General features: G+C 66.2%; 19 protein-coding genes, 1 tRNA gene and 2 pseudogenes. 10 read left to right on the forward strand and 12 right to left on the reverse strand.

Going from position 1 to position 19,561, the window contains the following annotated elements; all coding sequences use genetic code 11:
• Window positions 1-540, forward strand: a 540-nt coding sequence (locus tag JHC36_RS01410; protein WP_353846109.1) for a DEAD/DEAH box helicase, incomplete at its 5' end; no start/stop codon positions are given.
• Window positions 541-591: 51 nt separating this feature from the next.
• On the opposite strand, the pseudogene JHC36_RS01415 reads toward JHC36_RS01410, so the two are convergent.
• From JHC36_RS01415 to JHC36_RS01425, 3 genes and pseudogenes are all read right to left on the reverse strand, one after another.
• Window positions 592-849 (reverse strand): annotated as a pseudogene (locus JHC36_RS01415) (transposase family protein); the annotation flags it as partial.
• A 151-nt stretch (window positions 850-1,000) separates the two neighbouring features.
• Entirely contained in the window at window positions 1,001-1,495 is a 495-nt protein-coding gene (locus JHC36_RS01420; RefSeq protein ID WP_353846110.1) for a GNAT family N-acetyltransferase, read from the reverse strand.
• On the reverse strand, window positions 1,492-1,758 hold the full coding sequence (locus JHC36_RS01425) for a type II toxin-antitoxin system TacA family antitoxin (protein ID WP_287914936.1): 267 nt from the start codon (window positions 1,756-1,758) through the stop codon (window positions 1,492-1,494). The genes JHC36_RS01420 and JHC36_RS01425 overlap by 4 nt, the downstream gene beginning before the upstream one ends.
• A 780-nt stretch (window positions 1,759-2,538) precedes the next feature.
• Between JHC36_RS01425 and JHC36_RS01430 the strand changes: the two genes are divergently transcribed.
• From JHC36_RS01430 to JHC36_RS01440, 3 genes are all read left to right on the forward strand, one after another.
• The gene (locus JHC36_RS01430) at window positions 2,539-3,600 is read left to right on the forward strand and encodes a GGDEF domain-containing protein (protein WP_287914939.1); all 1,062 of its coding nucleotides are present in this window, start codon (window positions 2,539-2,541) and stop codon (window positions 3,598-3,600) included.
• Window positions 3,601-3,807: 207 nt separating this feature from the next.
• Window positions 3,808-4,326, forward strand: coding sequence for a phosphate-starvation-inducible PsiE family protein (locus JHC36_RS01435; RefSeq protein ID WP_287914941.1), 519 nt, complete (start codon window positions 3,808-3,810; stop codon window positions 4,324-4,326).
• Window positions 4,323-5,474 carry a S1C family serine protease gene (locus JHC36_RS01440; protein WP_503006744.1) on the forward strand — a complete coding sequence of 384 codons (1,152 nt, stop codon included), beginning with the start codon at window positions 4,323-4,325 and terminating at the stop codon, window positions 5,472-5,474. Before JHC36_RS01435 ends, JHC36_RS01440 begins: the two co-directional genes overlap by 4 nt.
• Before the next feature lie 432 nt (window positions 5,475-5,906).
• Here the strand turns inward: JHC36_RS01440 and JHC36_RS01445 are convergent, their stop codons facing one another.
• Entirely contained in the window at window positions 5,907-8,024 is a 2,118-nt protein-coding gene (locus JHC36_RS01445; RefSeq protein ID WP_503006748.1) for a glutamine--tRNA ligase, read from the reverse strand.
• Window positions 8,025-8,264: 240 nt separating this feature from the next.
• Between JHC36_RS01445 and JHC36_RS01450 the strand changes: the two genes are divergently transcribed.
• Window positions 8,265-8,669 carry a hypothetical protein gene (locus JHC36_RS01450; protein WP_287914946.1) on the forward strand — a complete coding sequence of 135 codons (405 nt, stop codon included), beginning with the start codon at window positions 8,265-8,267 and terminating at the stop codon, window positions 8,667-8,669.
• Between the two features lie 121 nt (window positions 8,670-8,790).
• Entirely contained in the window at window positions 8,791-9,615 is an 825-nt protein-coding gene (locus JHC36_RS01455) for an undecaprenyl-diphosphate phosphatase (protein ID WP_287914948.1), read from the forward strand.
• Window positions 9,616-9,653: 38 nt separating this feature from the next.
• On the opposite strand, the gene JHC36_RS01460 is transcribed toward JHC36_RS01455, so the two are convergent.
• Together JHC36_RS01460 and mutS are read right to left on the reverse strand one after the other, a co-directional pair.
• The gene (locus JHC36_RS01460; protein ID WP_287914950.1) at window positions 9,654-10,469 is read right to left on the reverse strand and encodes an alpha/beta fold hydrolase; all 816 of its coding nucleotides are present in this window, start codon (window positions 10,467-10,469) and stop codon (window positions 9,654-9,656) included.
• 7 nt (window positions 10,470-10,476) lie between these two features.
• Window positions 10,477-12,306 carry a DNA mismatch repair protein MutS gene (gene mutS, locus JHC36_RS01465; protein ID WP_287914952.1) on the reverse strand — a complete coding sequence of 610 codons (1,830 nt, stop codon included), beginning with the start codon at window positions 12,304-12,306 and terminating at the stop codon, window positions 10,477-10,479.
• Between the two features lie 212 nt (window positions 12,307-12,518).
• On the opposite strand from mutS, the gene JHC36_RS01470 reads away from it, so the two are divergent.
• Window positions 12,519-12,614: transfer RNA gene (locus tag JHC36_RS01470), tRNA-OTHER, on the forward strand.
• Between the two features lie 175 nt (window positions 12,615-12,789).
• Here the strand turns inward: JHC36_RS01470 and JHC36_RS11620 are convergent.
• A pseudogene (locus tag JHC36_RS11620) lies at window positions 12,790-13,101 on the reverse strand (MutS N-terminal domain-containing protein); the annotation flags it as partial.
• Between the two features lie 51 nt (window positions 13,102-13,152).
• Window positions 13,153-14,112 (reverse strand): inositol monophosphatase family protein, encoded by a 960-nt coding sequence (locus JHC36_RS01475; RefSeq protein WP_287914954.1) that lies wholly within the window; start codon window positions 14,110-14,112, stop codon window positions 13,153-13,155.
• Between the two features lie 109 nt (window positions 14,113-14,221).
• Between JHC36_RS01475 and JHC36_RS01480 the strand changes: the two genes are divergently transcribed.
• Both JHC36_RS01480 and cysE read left to right on the forward strand, forming a co-directional pair.
• A complete protein-coding gene (locus JHC36_RS01480; RefSeq protein ID WP_287914957.1) occupies window positions 14,222-15,007 on the forward strand; it encodes an RNA methyltransferase in 786 nt (261 codons plus the stop codon).
• A 10-nt stretch (window positions 15,008-15,017) separates the two neighbouring features.
• A complete protein-coding gene (gene cysE, locus JHC36_RS01485; protein ID WP_124220297.1) occupies window positions 15,018-15,779 on the forward strand; it encodes a serine O-acetyltransferase in 762 nt (253 codons plus the stop codon).
• A 69-nt stretch (window positions 15,780-15,848) separates the two neighbouring features.
• On the opposite strand, the gene mog is transcribed toward cysE, so the two are convergent.
• Window positions 15,849-16,460, reverse strand: coding sequence for a molybdopterin adenylyltransferase (gene mog / locus JHC36_RS01490; protein ID WP_287914962.1), 612 nt, complete (start codon window positions 16,458-16,460; stop codon window positions 15,849-15,851).
• A gap of 30 nt (window positions 16,461-16,490) precedes the next feature.
• Window positions 16,491-17,123, reverse strand: coding sequence for a ribosome biogenesis factor YjgA (yjgA, locus tag JHC36_RS01495; protein WP_287914965.1), 633 nt, complete (start codon window positions 17,121-17,123; stop codon window positions 16,491-16,493).
• 51 nt (window positions 17,124-17,174) lie between these two features.
• On the opposite strand from yjgA, the gene pmbA reads away from it, so the two are divergent.
• Window positions 17,175-18,578: a metalloprotease PmbA gene (gene pmbA / locus JHC36_RS01500; protein ID WP_287914967.1), complete on the forward strand. Its 1,404-nt coding sequence runs from the start codon at window positions 17,175-17,177 to the stop codon at window positions 18,576-18,578.
• A gap of 83 nt (window positions 18,579-18,661) precedes the next feature.
• On the opposite strand, the gene JHC36_RS01505 is transcribed toward pmbA, so the two are convergent.
• Window positions 18,662-19,126, reverse strand: a complete 465-nt coding sequence (locus JHC36_RS01505) for a GatB/YqeY domain-containing protein (protein WP_287914969.1) — start codon at window positions 19,124-19,126, stop codon at window positions 18,662-18,664.
• Between the two features lie 111 nt (window positions 19,127-19,237).
• Window positions 19,238-19,450: a 30S ribosomal protein S21 gene (rpsU, locus tag JHC36_RS01510; protein ID WP_124220287.1), complete on the reverse strand. Its 213-nt coding sequence runs from the start codon at window positions 19,448-19,450 to the stop codon at window positions 19,238-19,240.
• Between the last annotated feature and the right edge of the window lie 111 nt (window positions 19,451-19,561).

The raw sequence follows: 19,561 nt of genomic DNA on the forward strand, positions 1-19,561 counted from the left end.
CGTCACGTTTCCGGCGTGGTCGCGGACCGGTGCGTAACCGCTGATAAAGGTTCCCCAATTATCGCTGTAGGGTTTCTTGTCCACGGCGCTGATGCCTTCGCGCAGGGTCGGAAGGTGTTGGTCCTGACCGAGCGGACGGATCACCTCGACGCGATCGGGGTGGCCCTCGACGGTCTGGAACCGGCGCTCTTCGTGTTGCATGGCCGGATGTCGAGGAAGCAGCGTGCGGCGCTGGTGGCAAGTCTGGATGCGCTGCCGTCCGACGCGCCGCGTGTCCTCCTGTCCACCGGCAAGCTGGTTGGCGAGGGCTTCGATCACCCGCCGCTCGACACGCTGGTCCTCGCGATGCCGGTGTCCTGGAAGGGCACGCTGCAGCAGTACGCCGGGCGCCTGCACCGGGAGCACGCCAGCAAGACCGACGTGCGGATCATCGACTTCGTGGACATCGGCCATCCGGCCTTGCTGCGGATGTGGGGCAAGCGCCAGCGCGGCTACCGGGCGATGGGGTACCGGATGGGTGCAGGCGACACCTTGGCGTGACGGTCCGAAAATTGCAGAGGGTGTCTGCAATATCGCTTCACCGCGCAGCAACCCGCACCAGTGCCCGTAAGCTCGGGAGTGCCACCAGGCCTCGAACTGGAAGAAGTCGAGGTGGCGCCAGCTGCGGCACACACGGTCGTGAATCAGCTGATGCTCGCCCCCGCACGCCGGGCACGCCGCACGTTTGCCGGTGTGCTCGACCTCGAAGTCGATGCGCCGCTTACCTGTGTTGAGCTCGACCTTGGCAACGTGCCAAGGCGGCTGCAGGCCAAGCGCGGTGGTGAAGAGGGCTTCGATCTGGTTGTTTATGGGGGCAAGGTCGGTGTTGTCAGCGGAAGGCGGTCGTACCACCGATCGTCATGTTTGTTGAGAAGTCAATTTCCACTGAAAACGGCATAGAACCCGCGACATCAGTCATCAAATAAATGATGAAGATGGGGAACAAGGTTGGGCGCAGACCTTACGGCTTGGCATGACTCAGGCGCAGCATCAGCACCAGCGGATCAGCCGGAGATGCCTGAAAGCCGTAGTGCTCGTAAAACAGCTTCGCGCGCTCGTGCAGGGCATGTACGAGCAAGGCACGAACGCCTGTATTCTGCGCAACGCTCACCGCGCGGTTGACGGCATCTTGCAGCAGTGAGCCACCCAACTTGATGCCCTGGGCCTTGGTGTCGACCGCAAGCCTGGCCAAGACCAAGACGGGAACAGGATCAGGCATGTTTCGACGCACGCCGCCTGTTGCCAATTGATGCGACACAGCACCGGCTGCCATGGCGTAGTAGCCGTAGACACGGCCTGTTTTATCGGCAACGACAAAAGTGCGACTGGCTCCGCTGACCTGATTGGCCATCGCCCGACGTTTGAGCCATTCATCCAAGACGGGCTCACCACAAGAAAAATTGGTGCACTGATGGCCCGACGTCAGTGGCTGCGGCGCGACAAGGTCAAGGCTCATGCCTTGTCCCATACTGGCTTCAGTGCAAATAGGCGTTCCAGGCCAGCGTTGGGTTTGGGCGGGGCATCCAGCAGGTCGACAAACTGCTGGAATTTATCTGCATCCAAGGTGAAGTGAACCTGATCCAGCACCACGGACTGGGCGCGCTCGCAAGCGGCCTCCAGCATGAAGTCGGACCGGTTTTTGCCGAGCAGGTTGGCGGCGTGGTCGATGAGGTCACGCTGCTCTGGCAGGGCGCGTAGGTTGATGGCGGCAACACGCATGACGAGGCTCCTGGTGCGAGCACAATAGATACACAAAGTCTAGTGGCACGTGTAGCTATTGTCAATACAGGCAAAAGCGGCCAAATCGTCCAAACCAAAAACTAGAACGCGGTGCTTTCGTATCTGCGTCGGAGTTTGGACGCGGGTTCGGTTCCGTGTTCCACCACCAAACACAAGGGCCCGGAAGAATCTCCGGGCCTTTTTTCTTGCTTGAAATCCGCGCCTGGCGCCAGGGCAACGCTGAACAAGTCCCTCGCGCGCCGCGCATCCCGGCTGCGGGCAGTCTGCTTCGTTGACCATCCTCGCCATAGCTGCGGCTATGGCTGCGGTTTGCGCCTCGCATTCCATCCCGCGGCCGGGCGTGCGCCATCACGGGAACCGATTCAGCGTGGCCAAAGGGCGAGGCTCCCGGTGCTGCGAGGGACGAACCGGGGCGACTGTGCGTCGGGTCAGGGGCTGGCGGCGGCAGACCGCATGCGCAAAGGGATGGATCGATGTCGGTTTCCGGTCCCCATCTTGCAAGCTTGGCCGTGTCGCAGCAGATTCAAGGGTATGGCATGGGTTTGGGTCTGTTGCAGGCTGCCCGGCCGCTCGGACGCTGATGGCCGTGGTGGCTTCGTTCCCGGGAAAACACTTGTCCCGGCCGAGGTGGGTTCGCCGATAATTCCGAGTCGACGCCCTGCCTCTCCAAGAGTCGCTCGGTGCGTCGGCCGATGCGCCGGCACTGTGCCGCTGTTCGCTTGATGCCCTAGCCCTTTGGTTTGATAGACCACCCCTCGCATGCCGCATCTGTCCGCCGTTCGCCCAGCCCTGTCGTGGCGTGAGTTGCTCTCCGTTGCGCGGGAGGACTACACCGTGGCCGTGCTGCTGTTCGGGACGCTGATTGCGGCCGTATGGCTCATGCCGTTTGCGATTTACCGTGCGCTGCAGGGGAACTGGTGGGCGATGTCGAACGATGTGGCCTTGTCGGCGCTGTTCGTTTGGGCCGGGCATCGGGCTTGGCGGACAGGCGATACGCGCCTGTCGGGCTGGGTGGTGGCTTGCGCGACGGTCGGTGGAATTTGGGGCATCGGCTGGGCGGCGCGATTTGCGGCGCTGTTTTGGGTTTATCCCGGTGTGCTGATGCTGTTTTTCCTCGTGCCCCCACGGGCCGCTTTTGTGCTGGCGGCGCTGGCTATCGGTGGATCGGCTTACCTGTCGCATACCGACCTGGGTGGCGGTGAAGGCTTGCTGTTTTTCTTGTTTACGGGATTGCTCACGGCGCTTCTGGGGTACATGACCTCACAGCAGGCACAGCACCGCATCGCTCGCTGGCAATCCTTGAGTCTGATCGATGCCTTGACGGGGGTGGCGAACCGCCGCTTGATGGAGATCGAGCTGGACCGGGCAAGCTCGGGCGGCGGATCGATCGGGTTGTTGGCCGTACTCGATTTGGATCATTTCAAGTCGATCAATGACCGCTTTGGGCATGACGCGGGTGACTTGGTGCTGCGGGACTTTGCGGCCACGGTGCAGTCGCGCTTGCGTCGAGGCGATCGGTTTTATCGCCTGGGGGGCGAAGAGTTTGTGCTCTGGCTGCCCGACGTGGGTCGCGCACAGGCCGAGGCGGTGCTCGAGCGCTTGCGCGAGCAGATCCGCGAGCATGTGCGCGCCGGCGAGGGCGAAGCGGTGACCGTGTCCATGGGTGTGGCAGCGCATCACACCGGAGAGCATTGGCGCGACTGTCTGGCTCGTGCCGATCAGGCACTCTACCGAGCCAAAAGCGCTGGGCGCAATCGTGTCGAATGGGCGGTGGGCGATGCGATCGAGCGCAGCATCCCCCTGGTCGAGCGGCGGGCATAGGGAGGGGATCCATCGGGCGGTCCTATCCCTGGCTGCGGCGAAGTAGGCGAGTCGTTGCGGATCGGCCGTGGCACCTGGGCGGGTGGATGGTGCCCGCGGGGGTCGGACGTGGCGAGGGCCTTTGCGCGGGCGCGGCGTCGATATACTGACCCCGATGCTTGGCCGGGGGTGGTTCTCCGGCTTTCACTTTCGATTCCTCCAGCCCATATGCCCAGAAAGAAACCCGCAACGTTCGAAGTGTGGCGCGAGCAATGGTCCATGCTCGGTTTTTATGAGCGCTTCGAGCAGATCGTCGCGATCATTTTGTCGGCGGTGATCGCGGTCATCGTCGTGACCTCCCTCGTTCAGTTGATCCGTGTGGTGTTCACGCTGCTCGTGCTCGACGCGTTCAATCCGCTCGACCATGCCGTGTTCCAACAGGTGTTCGGCATGGTCATGACGCTGCTGATCGCGATGGAGTTCAAACACTCCATCATCCGCGTGGCGATGCGCGAGGACAGCATCATCCAAGTCAAGACGGTGGTGTTGATCGCGCTGATTGCGCTCTCGCGCAAGTTCGTGATCCTGGACCCGGACACGTCGCCGTCCAAGGTTGCGGCGCTGTCGGGGGCGGTGTTGGCCCTGGGCGCGGTGTATTGGATGATGCGCGAGCGTGACCAGAAGGCGCTCGACGCCGAGCGTGCGTTTTGTCTTGCAACGAAGAAAGATCATGGAGAGGAAGCATGAAAGCCAGCGATTTCGAACCCGTGCCGAGTCGGGACACTTTCTCGCGGCGTGTGGCGGTGTTGGCGTTTTGGGCCGCACTGCTGATGGTGCTGTGGCACTTTCTGCCGGTGGTCGAGGCGTGGCTTGCCCCGTCCGGCAGCGGCGAGCGCACGGTCACGGCGCGCGGCGACCTGGCCGAAGATGAAAAAGCGACGATCCAACTGTTTGAAAAATCGCGGGATTCCGTCGTCTACATCTCCACGGCGCAGCTGGTTCAAGATGTTTGGACACGCAACATCTTTGCGGTGCCACGCGGCACGGGCTCGGGCTTCATCTGGGACGACGCAGGCCATGTCGTCACGAACTTTCATGTCATCGAAGGGGCGTCCGAAGCCACGGTGAAGCTGGCCGACGGGCGCGACTACAAGGCCGCATTGGTCGGCGCGTCGCCCGCGCACGACATTGCCGTGCTGCGCATTGGTGTGGGCTTCAAGCGACCGCCGCCCGTGCCGATCGGCACCAGCCACGATTTGAAGGTGGGGCAGAAGGCGTTTGCGATCGGCAATCCGTTCGGGCTGGACTGGAGCTTGACGACGGGCATCGTCTCCGCTCTCGACCGTTCGCTGCCCAACGAGCGCGGCGGGCCACCGATCGAGCATCTCATCCAGACCGACGCCGCCATCAACCCGGGCAACTCCGGCGGGCCGCTGCTCGACTCGGCGGGGCGGCTCATCGGCATCAACACCGCCATCTACAGCCCGAGCGGCGCGTCGGCGGGTATCGGTTTCGCGGTGCCGGTGGATACGGTGCGCCGGGTCGTGCCCCAACTGATCAAAACCGGCAAATACATCCGCCCGGCGCTGGGCATCGAGGCCGACGAACTGCTCAATCAGCGGCTGGCGGCGCTGACTGGCGTCAAAGGCGTTTATGTGCTGCGTGTGCAGCCTGGATCCGCCGCTGAAAAAGCCGGCATCGTGGGCGCGGCCCGCGGACCGGAGGGGCTCGTCCCCGGCGACGTCATCACGGCCTTGGACGGAACGCCCGTCGACGGGCTGCCGAAGCTTTTGTCACTGCTCGACGAGCACCAGGTCGGAGACGTGGTGCGCCTGACGCTGCGCCGCGGCGAAGCCACGCGCGAGGTCCAGGTGGCCCTGCAGCCCGGCACCTGAGGCGGCCGCTGGCTCAGGGGAGCCTCGGCAGCCCAGTTTTGAAATAAAACGGGCGGATGCCAGCGTCATTCGGGCGTTTTTTGCTCTCAAAAAGAGATCGTTTTGTTGGCGCTGCGCAACCCTCAGCATGCACAGCCCGCCGCTCGATCGCGGCAAGGCAATGACGCTGCGCGGCGGCAAAGGGGGGAGTCCCCGGTGGGAGCGCGGGCCGACGCCGGGAAAGGGCCTGCCGTGGGCAAATACGAGCGCGTTGACGCAGTGTCGGCTTTATGGCGACGCTGAACAAGTTCCTCGCGCGCCGCGCATCCCGGCGGCGGGCGGTCTGCGTCGTTGCAAATCCTCGCCATAGCTGCGGCTATGGCTGCGGTTTGCGCCTCGCATCCCATTCCGCAGCCGGGCGCGCGCCATCGCAGGGACTTATTCAGCGCCGCCTTATTTCGCCCACGAATCCTTCAACCCCGTCACCCGGTTGAACACCAGCTTCCCATCCACGCCATGATCCGCGCGGTCGGCCACGAAGTAGCCGTGGCGTTCAAACTGAAACTTCTCGTCCGGCTTGGCGGCGGCCAGTGACGGTTCCACGTAGGCGGTCACGACCTTCAGGCTGTCGGGGTTCAGCGCGTCGAGGAAGTTTTTGCCGCCCGCGTCGGGGTGCGGGTCGGTGAACAGGCGGTCGTAGAGGCGCACTTCGGCGCGCACCCCGTCGGCCACGCCCACCCAGGTGATGGCGGCCTTGGCCTTGACGCTGTCGGCGCCGGGGGTGCCGCTTTTGGTGCCGGGGATGACTTTGGCGTGCACTTCGGTGACTTGGCCCGTCGCATCCTTGACGCAGCCGGTGCATTCGATGACGTAGCCGCCCTTGAGGCGTACGACATTGCCGGGCTGCATTTGGCCATCCGCCCCTGGCCGGGGCGGATAGAGCCGCTTGTAGCCCTTGGGCGGCACTTCTTCGAAATCTTCGCGTTCGATCCAGACTTCTTTGCCGATCTTGAACACGCGCTCGGGCGGGGGCGTCTGGCCTTCGGCGATGGCCGCGTGGGGCAGGGCGGGCTGGGTGCAGTCTTCGAGGTAGTCGTCGGAGCCGAACACCTCGGCCCAGTTGGTGAGCACGAGCTTGACCGGGTCGAGTACCGCCATGCCGCGGTGCGCCTTGTGTTCCAGGTCCTCGCGCAGGCAGGCTTCGAGGGTGGCGTAGTCGATCCAGCTGTCGGACTTGCTCACCCCGATGCGCTCGGCAAAAAGCTGGATGGCTTCGGGCGTGTAGCCGCGGCGGCGCAGGCCGACGATGGTGGGCATGCGCGGGTCGTCCCAGCCGCTCACGCGCGCCTCGTTGACGAGTTGCGCGAGCTTGCGCTTGCTGGTGACGACGTAGGTGAGGTTGAGCCGCGCGAACTCATGCTGGCGCGGCAGCAGGAAGGGGTTGGGTCGCTCGATGTCGAGCGCGTGCGCCAGCAGCGGGGTGAACTGCTCGGGTTGGGTCTTGAGCAGCGCGAAGAATTCCGGCAGGTCGCGCAATACGGCTTCGCGGTCGTGTTCCCAGCGGGCGAACAGCGCGCGCATGCGGCCTTCGGCTTCGCTGGCCCACAGGCGGTCGGCGTGGTTGTGGCAGTGCAGCGCAAACTCCTTGCCCGCTTCGAGGCCTTGGGCTTCGATTTTCTCGATCCACGCCCGCGCGGCCTCGAACTGGGGCGCGCGCAGGATGGGCACGATGCGCTCGAGTGTCCATTCATAAAACGGCCGCTGGTCTTCGAATTCGAGCGTGCAGATGCTGTGGGTGATGTTTTCGAGCGCGTCCTCGATCGGGTGCGCGAAGCTGTACATCGGGTAGATGCACCACGCATCGCCTGTGCGGTGGTGGGTGGCGTGGCGGATGCGGTAGATGGCGGGATCGCGCAGGTTGATGTTGGGGTGCGCCATATCGATCTTGGCGCGCAGAACCATGGCGCCGTCCGGGTGCAGGCCCGCACGCATTTCGCGCAGGCGCGCGAGGTTCTCGGCCGGGCTACGGTGGCGGTACGGGCTTTCGGTGCCCGGGGTGTTGAAGTCGCCGCGTGCGGCGCGCATTTGCTCGGGCGTTTGCTCGTCTACGTACGCATGGCCGGTTTCGACCAGGTACTCGGCCGCGCGGTACATGAAGTCGAAATAGTCGCTGGCGTGGTAGAGGTGGCTCACGGGTTTGCCGCCCAGCGTGCCTTCCCAGCTGAAACCCAGCCACTGCACCGCGTCCAGGATGGAGCGGACGTATTCCTCGTCTTCCTTCTCGGGGTTGGTGTCGTCGAAGCGCATGTGGCAGACGCCGCCATAGTCGCGCGCGAGGCCGAAGTTCAGGCAGATGCTCTTGGCATGGCCCACGTGCAGGTAGCCATTGGGCTCGGGCGGAAAACGCGTGCGGATGCGTGCGGGGTCGGGGCCGCCGGCCGCCTGGACGCTCGCATCGCCCGGGTGACCGACCCAGCGCCGGCCCGCGTCGGTGCCACGGGCAAGGTCTTGTTCGATGATCTGGCGCAGGAAGTTGCTCGGCCGCGGCGCCTCAGTGGGGTTCGCGGCCATCGATGAGGTTTGGACGGTTTTGGCGTTCATGATCGTTTCATTGTAGGACGCGGCTTTACGCATGCGCGCGCCTTCGGGCACGCCCGTCAGCCGCGCGATTCGCGGCCCAGTTGTTACATGCAGCAACCGCTGTCACGGCTCGGCAGTGGTCTGTATCGCGGGTTCTCGCGTTGAATCAGGGTAGGGCATCGAGGGCGTCGCCCGAGGTGCCGATGTGCATCGATTCACAGGAGAATTTCCATGCAAACCAGCGTTTTGAAGCTCATGTCCCACAGCGCTCGGGTGCGTCTGATGGCCCTCGCGTTCATCGGCGCGGCGGGGCTTGCGGCCTCGGGTGGTGCTCAAGCGCGCGACAACGTGTTCTGGTCGATCGGCATCGCCTCGCCGGGCGTGTCCATCGGTGTGGCGAATGCCGCCCCGGTCTATGTGCAGCCGGCACCGGTTTACGTACAACCCGCGCCGGTGGTGGTGCAGCGCCCCGTCGCCGTCTACGCGCCGCCGCCGGTCGTTTATCGGCCCGCTCCGGTGGTCGTCGAGCCCATCGGCTGGGTGCCGCCGGGCTACGTGGTGCGGGAGCGCGAGCACAAGCATCACCACCATCACGACCGGCCGGAGTGGTACGAGGGGCCGGGGTATCGCTACTGACTTCTGCGCCTCAGGCGGTCGGGCGACGCTGAGTCGGCCGCAGTGAAGGCGCGCAGGCCGCATACGCCACAGTGGCGGGTCTGGGCGCAGCGATAATCCACGCTCGTTTCAAGGAGCGTGTGTGGACGTTGTGTTGCTGGCCAAGGCCGCGGTGATGGGGGTGGTCGAGGGGCTGACGGAGTTCTTGCCCATTTCATCGACGGGGCACCTGATACTGGCGGGTTCGCTGCTGGGTTTCGATGACGAGCGCGCCAAGGTGTTCGACATCGCCATCCAGACCGGGGCGATCTTCGCGGTCATCCTCGTCTACTGGCAGCGGCTGTGGTCCACCCTGCGGGCCTTGCCGACGCAGGCGCAGGCGCAGCGTTTTGCGGTCAATGTGCTGATTGCGTTCTTCCCGGCGGTGATCCTGGGCCTGCTGTTCGGCAAGGCGATCAAGGCGCATCTGTTCACGCCCACGGTGGTCGCCAGCACCTTCATCCTCGGTGGTCTGGTGATTCTTTGGGCCGAGCGGCGGCCTCGCTCGGCGGTGCGCATCCACCATGTCGAGTCCATGCAGCCGCTCGATGCGCTCAAGGTTGGCCTGGCGCAGTGCCTGGCCATGGTGCCAGGCACGAGCCGCAGCGGCGCGACCATCATCGGCGGTATGTTGTTTGGCCTGTCGCGCCAGGCGGCGACGGATTTCTCTTTCTTTCTTGCGATTCCGACACTCATCGGCGCTGGCGCTTACAGCCTCTACAAGGAGCGCGCGATGTTGTCCGTGGCCGACGCGCCGCTGTTTGCCGTGGGTCTGTTGTTCTCGTTCCTGAGTGCGTGGGTGTGCGTGCGCTGGCTGCTGCGTTACATCGCCACCCACAGTTTCGTGCCCTTCGCCTGGTACCGCATTGGCTTTGGCGTGCTGGTGTTTGCCACCGCCTGGAGCGGGCTGGTCACCTGGGCGGAATGAGCCCCATCACCGTTGGTGCGGCCCGTTTCGACGCCCTCTCAGGCCCCCATGTCGCGCAGCGCGGCCTCGATGGCCGCGGCGGTGGCCAGCGGCTTTTCCATCGGCACGAGGTGGCTGCCTTCGAGCATCAGGATGCGGCCTTGGGTGAGCTTTTCCGTCATGGCCATGCCCACCTGGCGCATCTCCTGCGAATGGGTGCCACCGATGAAACTGACCGGGCACTTGAGCGGGTGGCGGTGCAGCAGGCGGTCGAGGTTGTCGGGCAGCGTGTTGTAAATGGCAGTTTCGACATCGCGGTCGAAGCGCAGCACGCGACGGCCGTGCGCGTCGCTTTCGGTGGCGCAGTCGATGTAGTCGGCCAGCACCTGCGGATCCCAGCGGGCAAACGCGCGCTTGTGGCGGAAGTGCTCGAGCGCGGCGTCGCGGCTCTCCCAACTGGTGCGGCGCTGGCGGCTCACTCGCCCGGGGGAGAGCGAGCCGATCAAGGGCGTGCGCTTGATCGCGCCGAGCGTGGTGGCGCGCCAGCCGCCGAGGATGGGCGAGTCGATCAGCAGCACGCCGCGCGTCAGCGCCGGCTGCCGGGCGGCTGCCATGACGCTCAAGAAACCGCCGAGCGAATGTCCCACGAGGAAGGCGGGTCGACCGGCGCGTGCGACCTGCGGCTGCGCGAAGTCCACCAGTTGCTGCACCAGATGCGGCCAGTTGTTGGTGACCGGATAGGCCGGGTCGTGGCCATAGCGATCCACCGCCTGCACCTCGAAGCCGCGCGCGCGCAGGCTTTCGAACAGCACCCGGTAGGTGCAGGCCGGAAAGCTGTTGGCGTGGGAGAAGACGATGAGAGGCTGGGTAGGCATAGGGGCTTCAAACGAGGCGTTTGAGCTGGTAGAGCAGGTCGAGCGCTTCGCGGGGCGTGAGCGCGTCGGGGTCGATCTCGGCCAGACGCAGCTCGACTTCACTCGGGATGGGGGCCGTGGGAACGCTCGGTTCGGCGGTCGCAAACAGGTCGGGCTGGGTGCGGTCGGCGGCGCCGGATTCGAGCGCGGCGAGCGTTTGCCGCGCGTGCTGCAGCACCGGGGCGGGCAGGCCCGCGAGCCGCGCGACCTGGATGCCGTAGCTCTTGCTCGCCGGGCCGGGCTCGAGCGCGTGGAGGAAGACGATGTCGTGCCCCGACTCGGCTGCGCTCACATGCATGTTCACCGCCGCGTGATGCTCGGCGGGGAAGGCGGTGAGTTCGAAATAGTGGGTGGCAAACAGCGTGTAGCACTGCGCGCGGTCGTGTAAGTGTTTGGCAATCGCTGCGGCCAGCGCCAAGCCGTCGTAGGTGCTGGTGCCGCGGCCGATTTCATCCATGAGCACCAGGCTTTGCGGCGTGGCCGCGCGCAGGATTTGCGCGGCCTCGGTCATCTCGACCATGAAGGTCGATTGCGCATTGGCCAGATCATCGGCCGCGCCGATGCGCGTGTGGATGGCGTCGATCGGCCCGAGCCGACAGGCCGTCGCGGGCACATAAGAGCCGATGCTGGCCAGCAGCACGATCAAGGCCACCTGCCGCATGTAGGTCGATTTACCGCCCATGTTCGGGCCGGTGATGATTTGCATGCGCGTCTTGGCGCCAAGCACCGTGTCATTGGCGATGAAGGCCGCGCCGCGCATCTCGGCCAATCGCGCCTCGACGACCGGATGGCGGCCCGCGCGGATTTCGATGCAGGGCTCGCGCACGAACTGTGGGGCGCACCAGTTGAGGGTCAGCGATCGCTCGGCAAGCGCACACAAAGCGTCGAGCGTCGCAAGCGCGCGCGCGAGCCGCGTGAGGGCGGGCACGAAGGGCTGCAGCGCGTCGAGCAGCTGCTCGTAGAGCCATTTCTCGCGCGCCAGGCCGCGCTCCTGCGCGGAGAGCGCCTTGTCTTCGAAAGCCTTGAGTTCAGGCGTGATGAAGCGCTCGGCGTTCTTGAGCGTCTGGCGGCGGCGGTAGTCGGCGGGCACCTTGTCCAGCTGCCCTTGTGTGACCTCGATGTAGAAGCCGTGCACCTTGTTGAACTGCACGCGCAGATTGGCGATGCCGGTGCGCTCGCGCTCGCGCGCCTCGAGCGCGAGCAGAAAGTCGTCGCAGTTGTTCTGGATCGCGCGCAGCTCGTCGAGTTCGGCGTCGAAGCCGTCGCGGATCACGCCGCCGTCGCGCAGCAGCGCGGCGGGCTCATCGAGCAAGGCGCGGCCGAGCAGCGCCGCGCAGCCCTCGGGTGGGCTCAGTTGCGCTGAAATTTCAGCCAAAAGGCCGGAACCCCAGCGTGAAATGGACTGGATGTGCTCTGAATTTTGTAGTGATTGCCGCAGCGCCACGAGCTCGCGCGGGCGCACCTGACGCAGCGCCACGCGCGCGGCGATGCGCTCGACGTCGGCCTGGCCCTTGAGTGCCGCGCGCAGCGCACCCAAGCTCGGCGCGTCGCTCGGGTCCTCACCCCGCAGCACCCCGATGGCGTCGATGCGGGCTTGCGCGGCGCTGCGATCGCGTGCCGGCTCGAGCAACCAACGGCGCAGCAGGCGGCTGCCCATGCCGGTCTGGCAGGTGTCGAGCAGAGAAAACAGCGTGGGCGCTTCTTCGCCGCGCAGCGTGCGCACGAGTTCGAGGTTGCGTCGCGTGGCCGGCGGCAGGTCGATGAGCGCATCGGCGCGCTGCACGCGCAGCTCGCGCACATGGCTTAGGCTGCGGCCCTGGGTGTGCTCGGCCCAGGCCAGCAGCGCTGAGGCGGCCGCGTGCGCCGCGCTCAGCTCGCTCGCACCCCAGGCGTCGAGACTCGCCGCCTGCAGCTGTTCGAGCAGCTTGCGCTGGCCCAGGCCCGCATCAAACTGCCAGGCCGGCCGCGCCGTGAGGCTGGCGCGCCGCTCGGCCGACGCCGCCCAGGCCGCGAGGCGTTGCTCCAGCGTGGTGGGTGCGCCCGCGCTGTAGAGCAGCTCGCTTGGGCCCACGCGTGCCAGCGTGGATTCGAGTGCCGCCGCCTCGCACTCGGCCAGTTGCAGTTCCCCTTGGGTGACGCTGAGCCAGGCGAGCCCATAGCGGCCGCGTTCGCCCGCGTGCAGCGCGAGCAGCACCGGGTCACGCTTGTCGGAAAGCAGCGCTGCGTCGGTCAGCGTCCCCGGTGTGACCACGCGCACCACCTTGCGCTCGACCGGTCCCTTGGCGGTGGCGACATCGCCCACCTGCTCGCAAATCGCCACCGATTCGCCCAGTTCCACCAGCCGCGCGAGATAGGTCTCGACCGAGTGCGCGGGCACGCCCGCCATCACCACCGGCTGCCCGGCCGACTGACCGCGGCGGGTGAGGGTGATGTCGAGCAGGCGCGCGGCTTTCTCGGCGTCGGCCCAGAACAGCTCGTAGAAGTCGCCCATGCGGTAGAACACCAGCGTGTCCGGGTACTCCGCCTTGACGGCGAGGTACTGCTGCATCATGGGCGTATGGGCCTGGGGCGCGGCGGCTTCGGATCCGGTCATGGGCAGCGGGCGCAAGAAATCGGGGCGGGGTGCGACGGGCACCCCAAGCGATCAGAAGGGTGCGTCGTCCGCGCGCGGCGGCTCGGTCGGCGCGGCGGCGGCTTCGGCCCCTTGCTCGGCGTTTTGCGCCAGCTCGCCCGAGGCGGCTGGGGTGGCGGCAGCCCGTTCGGCTTCGCGCACGGCAGCCTTTTCGCCAGCGCTGGCGAACTTGCTGTATTTGCCGAGCAAAGTCACGAGTTGTCCGTAGACGCGCGGCGTTCCGGCCAGGCATTCTTGCTGGTGCAGGAAGTCCGCTTCACCCGTGAAATTGCCGATGAGACCGCCCGCTTCGGTCACGAGCAGCGAGCCCGCCGCGACGTCCCAGGGCTGCAGGCCGGTCTCGAAGAAGCCATCGGTGTAGCCGGCGGCGACATAGGCCAGATCGAGCGCGGCCGACCCAGGCCGGCGCAGGCCTGCCGTGCGCTGCATCACCTCGCCCATCATCTGCAGGTAGCGCTGGAAGTTGTCGCCCTTGCGGAAGGGAAAGCCGGTGGAGATCAGGCACTCCTGCAGCCGGGTGCGCTTGCTCACGCGAATGCGCCGGTCGTTGAGGAAGGCGCCGCGACCGCGGCTGGCGGTGAACAGGTCGTTGCGCGTGGGGTCGTAGACGACGGCTTGCTCGATGCGGCCCCGCACCGACAAAGCAATGCTCACGCAATAGACCGGAAAGCCGTGGATGAAGTTGGTCGTGCCATCGAGCGGGTCGATGATCCAAATGTGGTCGGAGTTTTTGTCGCCATGAAGCTGCCCCGACTCCTCGGCCAGAAAACCGTGGCTCGGGTAAGCGTCGAGCAGCGTCTCGATGATCGCTCGCTCGCTCGCATGGTCCACCTCGGTGACGAAATCGTTGACCTGCTTCTGCGACACCCGAACTGCCTCCACGTCGAGCGCGGCGCGGTTGATGATGGTGCCGGCGGCGCGGGCGGCCTTGACGGCCATATTGAGCATGGGGTGCAGATGCGGGGACGACATGGATGGTGGGAAGGTGCAGTGCGGGAGCCAAGACGGCGGGCCGCGCGGCGATGCGCTGCGGCGACAATCGGCAGATTTTACCCGCGAGGCCACCGCCCCATCCGCTTCCATGACGACGCGCTTCATCCTCATCGAGACCAGTCACCCCGGCAACGTTGGCGCCGCGGCGCGCGCCCTGAAGGTCATGGGTTTCGATGATCTGGTGCTGGTCGCGCCGCGTTGGCCCAACGTGCTGCGCCGCAAAGAGACCATCGAGCGTGCCAGTGGCGCCACCGATGTGCTCGAGCGCGCGCGCATCGTCGCCACGCTCGACGAGGCGCTCGACGGCGTGGAGCATCTCTGTGCCACCGTGATGGTCGGGCGCGATTTCGGGCCGCCCACGCAGGCACCGCGCCCGCATCTGGAGGCGCTGGCGGCCCAAGCGCGTGCGCGGGGCGAGCCGCCGCCGTCGGTCGCCTTTTTGTTCGGCTCCGAGCGCTACGGCATGAAAAACGAGGACGTCTACCGCTGCCATGTGGGCTTGAGCATTCCGACCAATCCCGCCTTCGGCTCGCTCAACCTCGCCGCGGCCGTGCAGCTCATCGCCTACGAATGGCGGCTCGCACTCGGCGGCTATGGCCCTTGGTTGCCGGCCGTGCCAACGCAAGCCTCGGAACGTGCCGACGCACAGGCAGTCGCCGGCGTGTTGGCGCACTGGGAGCAAGCCCTCGCTGACATCGGTTTCCTCGATCCGTCCGCGCCCAAGAAGCTCATGCCGCGCCTCAACCAGCTGTTCAACCGTGCGCGCCTGACCCCTGAGGAGGTGCACATCCTGCGGGGGATCGCCCGCAGCATGCAACGCACGGCCGCCGCCGCGAAAGCCACTGGCGCAGCAGCGGACGTGCCGCCGCAATAGACTCGGGATCATGTTCGCCCGACTCCGATCCGACATTCAGTGCATTCTCGAACGCGATCCTGCCGCGCGCAGTGCCTGGGAGGTGCTCACCTGTTATCCGGGCCTGCATGCGCTGGTGCTGCACCGGCTGGCGCACGCCTGCTGGACTCATGGGTTGTTGTGGCTGGGGCGCTTCATCTCGCATGTCTCGCGCTTTCTCACCGGCATCGAAATTCACCCCGGCGCCAAAATCGGCGAGCGCGTCTTCTTCGACCACGGCATGGGCATCGTCATCGGTGAAACCGCTGAGGTCGGCGACGGCTGCACGATCTACCACGGCGTCACGCTGGGCGGCACCTCGCTCTACAAGGGCACCAAGCGCCATCCCACGCTCGGCCGCGACGTGGTCGTGGGGGCGGGCGCCAAAGTGCTGGGAGGCTTCACGGTCGGTGACGGCGCCAAGATCGGCTCCAACGCGGTCGTGACCAAGCCCGTGCCCGCCGGGGCCACCGCCGTAGGCAACCCGGCACGCATCATCGAGGCCGAGGCCGATGCCCGGCGTGAGGAAGCGGCTTCGCGCATGGGCTTTTCGGCCTATGGCGTCACGCAGAGCGACGACCCGCTCTCACAAGCCCTGCGCGGGCTCATCGACCATGCGGCCGCACAGGAGCATCAGATTGCCCTGCTTTGGCAGACCATCGAGAAACTCTCGGCGGCGCAGGGCTTGCCGGTCGATGCGGCCGTGCAAGAGCACTTCGACGCCGCCGGAATCAGCCGCTTGCTGGGCAAATGAGCGTGCCGCCCGGCGGCATGGGGTGACTGCCAGCAGGGGTGGCTTGCGCTGCCCTCGAGTCGCTGATCTTCAGCGGGGTGGTCGGATGGCGTTTTTGGGCCGGAAGGCCTTGCAGACCTCATCGTTGGTCTCGAGGTAGGGGCCGCCGATCAGGTCGATGCAGTAAGGCACGGCGGCGAAGATGCCCGGCACGATGGGGGTGCCGTCTGCCGCCTTGAGGCCTTCGAGCGTTTCCTGGATGGACTTGGGCTGCCCGGGCAGGTTGATGATGAGGCTTTGGCCCCGGATCACCGCCACCTGGCGCGACAAGATGGCCGTGGGGACGAAGCGCAGGCTGATCTGCCGCATCTGCTCGCCAAAGCCCGGCATCTCTTTGTCGGCCACGTCCAGTGTGGCTTCAGGCGTCACATCGCGCGGCGCCGGGCCGGTGCCGCCGGTGGTCAGCACCAATGCGCAGCCGGCATCGACGAGTTCCATCAGGGTTTCGCTGATGCGCGCGCGCTCGTCGGGGATCAAGCGCTCTTCGAATTGCAGCGGGTTTTTGAGCGCGCGCGTGAGCCATTCCCGCAAGGCGGGCAGGCCCTTGTCTTCATAGACGCCCGAGGAAGCGCGGTCGCTGATGGAAACGATGCCGATGCGGACCGGATCGTGCGGCGTCGTGGGGGTCGAGGCTTCAGACATGGATGGGCTCCGGATCGTTGGGGTGTGGGGTCATTCGGCGCCGTCCGGCGGGCCTTCGAGCGTGTCGCGCACCCAGCGGAACAGTTCGCGGTAGGCCCGGCCGTGGCGCGGCGCGAGGCCCTGCGAGACGGCGGCACGGCTTTCGGGCGGCGCGTCTTTGCGCGCCTGGCGCACGAGGGCGCGCAACTGCTGCGTGTCGCAGCCGGGGTGCGCGGCAATCCAGTCGGCGACCGCGTCGTCGCTTTCGATCAGGCGGTCGCGCCAGCGCTCGGCTTCGTGCAGAGCCTGCGTGCGTGCCGCAGACCCCTGATGCTGCTCGGCCAGCGCCGCGCGGGCCGCGGCTATGGTTTCGGCGTCGAGTCCGCGCATGAGCTTGCCGACGAACTGCATCTGCCGCCGCTTGCCCTCGAAATCGGTGATGCGGCGGGCTTCGGCCAGGGCTTCGAGCAGTTTTTCGGGGAGCTGAAGGGCTTCGAGCAGGTCCGATCGCAGCGTCAACAACTCGGTGCCGAGTGCCTGCAGCGCTTCGCTCTCTCGTTTGAGCTCGGTGCGGCTGGCGCCGTCGGTGCCTTTGAGTTCACGCTTGAGCTCGAGATCTTCCGGGCTGCCCTCGGCGATGAACTGGCCACGGACGAAGTAACCTCGTTTCGGTTTGCGGGACATGGATGGGGCACTCGGGCGTTGGGAAAGCGGGCCGGTATCATAGCCGCCACGATGAAAAACAACCCCGTCTCAGACGTCAGCGCGGGCACCGCTGCCGCGCACGACCCCGAGTCCGGCTTCAGTTACAGCCGGGCCTTTTTTGAAGAACTGGTGGATGCCGCCATCCAGCACGCGCGCAAGCTCGGCGCGTCGGACGCGGCGGCCGAGGCTTCCGAAGCCTTTGGTCTGAGTGTCGGCGTGCGCTGCGGCGCCCTCGAGAGCGTGGAGCGCAACCGGGACAAGGGCCTGGGGGTGACGGTCTATGTCGGACAGCGCAGCGGCCACGCGAGCACCTCGGATTTCTCGCCGCGAGCGATCCACGAAACCGTGCAGGCGGCCTATGACATCGCGCGCTTCACCGCTGAAGATCCGGCCGCTGGCCTACCCGATCCGGACGACGTCGAGCACGCCCCGCGCGAGCTCGACCTGTTCCACCACTGGGACATCGGCAGCGAGGCGGCCGCTGAGCTTGCCTTGCGCTGCGAGGCAGCCGCGTTTGCCACCAGCCGGCGCATCACCAACAGCGAAGGCGCGGGCGTCTCCGCGCAGCACAGCCATTTCTTCTCGGCGCACACCCACGGGTTTCGAGGTGGCTACGCGAGTTCACGGCACTCGATTTCGGTGGCCCCGATCGCCGGCCGCGGCCGCTCGATGCAGCGCGACTATTGGTACAGCTCGATGCGGCACCCGGAGGATTTGGCGCAGCCCGAGGCCGTGGGCCGTTACGCGGCCGAACGGGCTTTGAGCCGGCTGGGCGCGCGCAAGATCGCCACCCGCGAGTGCCCGGTGCTGTTCGAGGCGCCGCTGGCCGCGGGCCTGCTCGGGGCATTCGTGCAGGCGACCAGTGGCGGGGCGCTCTATCGAAAGAGCAGTTTCTTGCTCGACTCGCTCGGCAAAAAAGTCTTCCCCGAGCATGTCGATATTTTGGAAGACCCGTTCATTCCGCGCGGCAAGGGCAGTTCACCGTTCGACCGCGAAGGCGTCCAGGTGCGGGCGCGCCGCGTGGTCGACGCCGGTCGGGTCGAGGGTTATTTCCTGAGCACCTATTCGGCCCGCAAGCTCGGGATGCGCACGACCGGCCATGCCGGCGGCTCGCACAACCTCATCATGCGTTCGCGCCTGGCGCGGCCCGAGGACGACCTGGATGCCATGCTCGAGCGGCTGGGCACCGGGCTGTTCGTGATCGAGCTGCTCGGCCAGGGAGTGAATTACGTCACGGGCGACTACTCGCGCGGCGCCAGCGGTTTCTGGGTGGAGAACGGCCGCATCGCGTACCCGGTTCATGAGGTCACCATTGCGGGCAACCTCAAGACCATGTTCGCGGGCATCCGTGCCATCGGAGCCGACGCGTACACGCAGGGCGCCAAGACGGTCGGCTCGGTCCTCATCGACCGCATGACCGTCGCCGGAGCCTGAGGCGGCACGGCCGCACAGCCCCGCTGAAGGCGCGCCGCGTATCCCATCCCGCGGCCGGGATGCGTGCGGCGCGAGGGACTGGTTCAGCGTTGCCCTAAGGCCGCCTTGACGGCGGCCGAGACGGCGGCCATGTCGGCTTTGCCTGCCAGGCGGGCTTTTGCCGCGGCCATGATTTTTCCCATGTCGCTGGCCGCGGGCTTGCGGCCGAGCTCGGCGCTCGCCTCGGCGACGATCGCGGCCACTTCTTGGGCCACGGCTTCGGGCGTCAGGCGCTCGGGCAGGTAGACCTGCAAAACCTGCAGCTCGGCTTGTTCCGCGTCCGCGAGATCCTGCCGGCCGGCCTGGGTGTAGGCGGCGATGCTGTCCTTGCGCTGTTTGACGAGCTTGTCGATGACGGCGATGATGGCTGCATCGTCGAGCGTGACGCGCTCGTCCACCTCTTTTTGTTTGATGGCGGCAAGCAGCAGGCGGATGGCGCCCAGCCGGGCGCTGTCCTTGGCCCGCATTGCGGTTTTCATGTCTTCGGTGATTCGGTCTTTGAGGCTCATGGTGAACTCCTGAAAAAACAAACCCGCGGCAGGCGTCCCTGGCGCGGGTTGCGAACGAACGGTGGCACAGACCGGTTCCCCACTGGGGCCACGGATGCGCCGCGGCGGCGTTCAGTACAGCTTCTTGGGCAGCTGCATCGAGCGGATGCGCTTGTAGTTGCGCTTGATGGCCGCAGCCTTCTTGCGCTTGCGCTCTTCGGTCGGCTTTTCGTAGAACTCGCGGGCGCGCAGTTCGGTCAGCAGGCCGAGCTTTTCGATCGTGCGCTTGAAACGGCGCAGGGCAACCTCGAAGGGTTCGTTGTCTTTTACGCGTATCGTCGTCATTACGTTTGGATTTCCATGGGTGCAGACAGAGGGTGGCCGGGAAGATCGGGCCCGGTCGCCGTAACTGCGTTTTTGCCCCGCCTTTAACTAGTATCGGCCGGCGGGGCGATG

Source organism: Tibeticola sp. (assembly GCF_022759015.1).
Classification (GTDB): Bacteria; Pseudomonadota; Gammaproteobacteria; order Burkholderiales; family Burkholderiaceae_C; genus Tibeticola; species Tibeticola sediminis.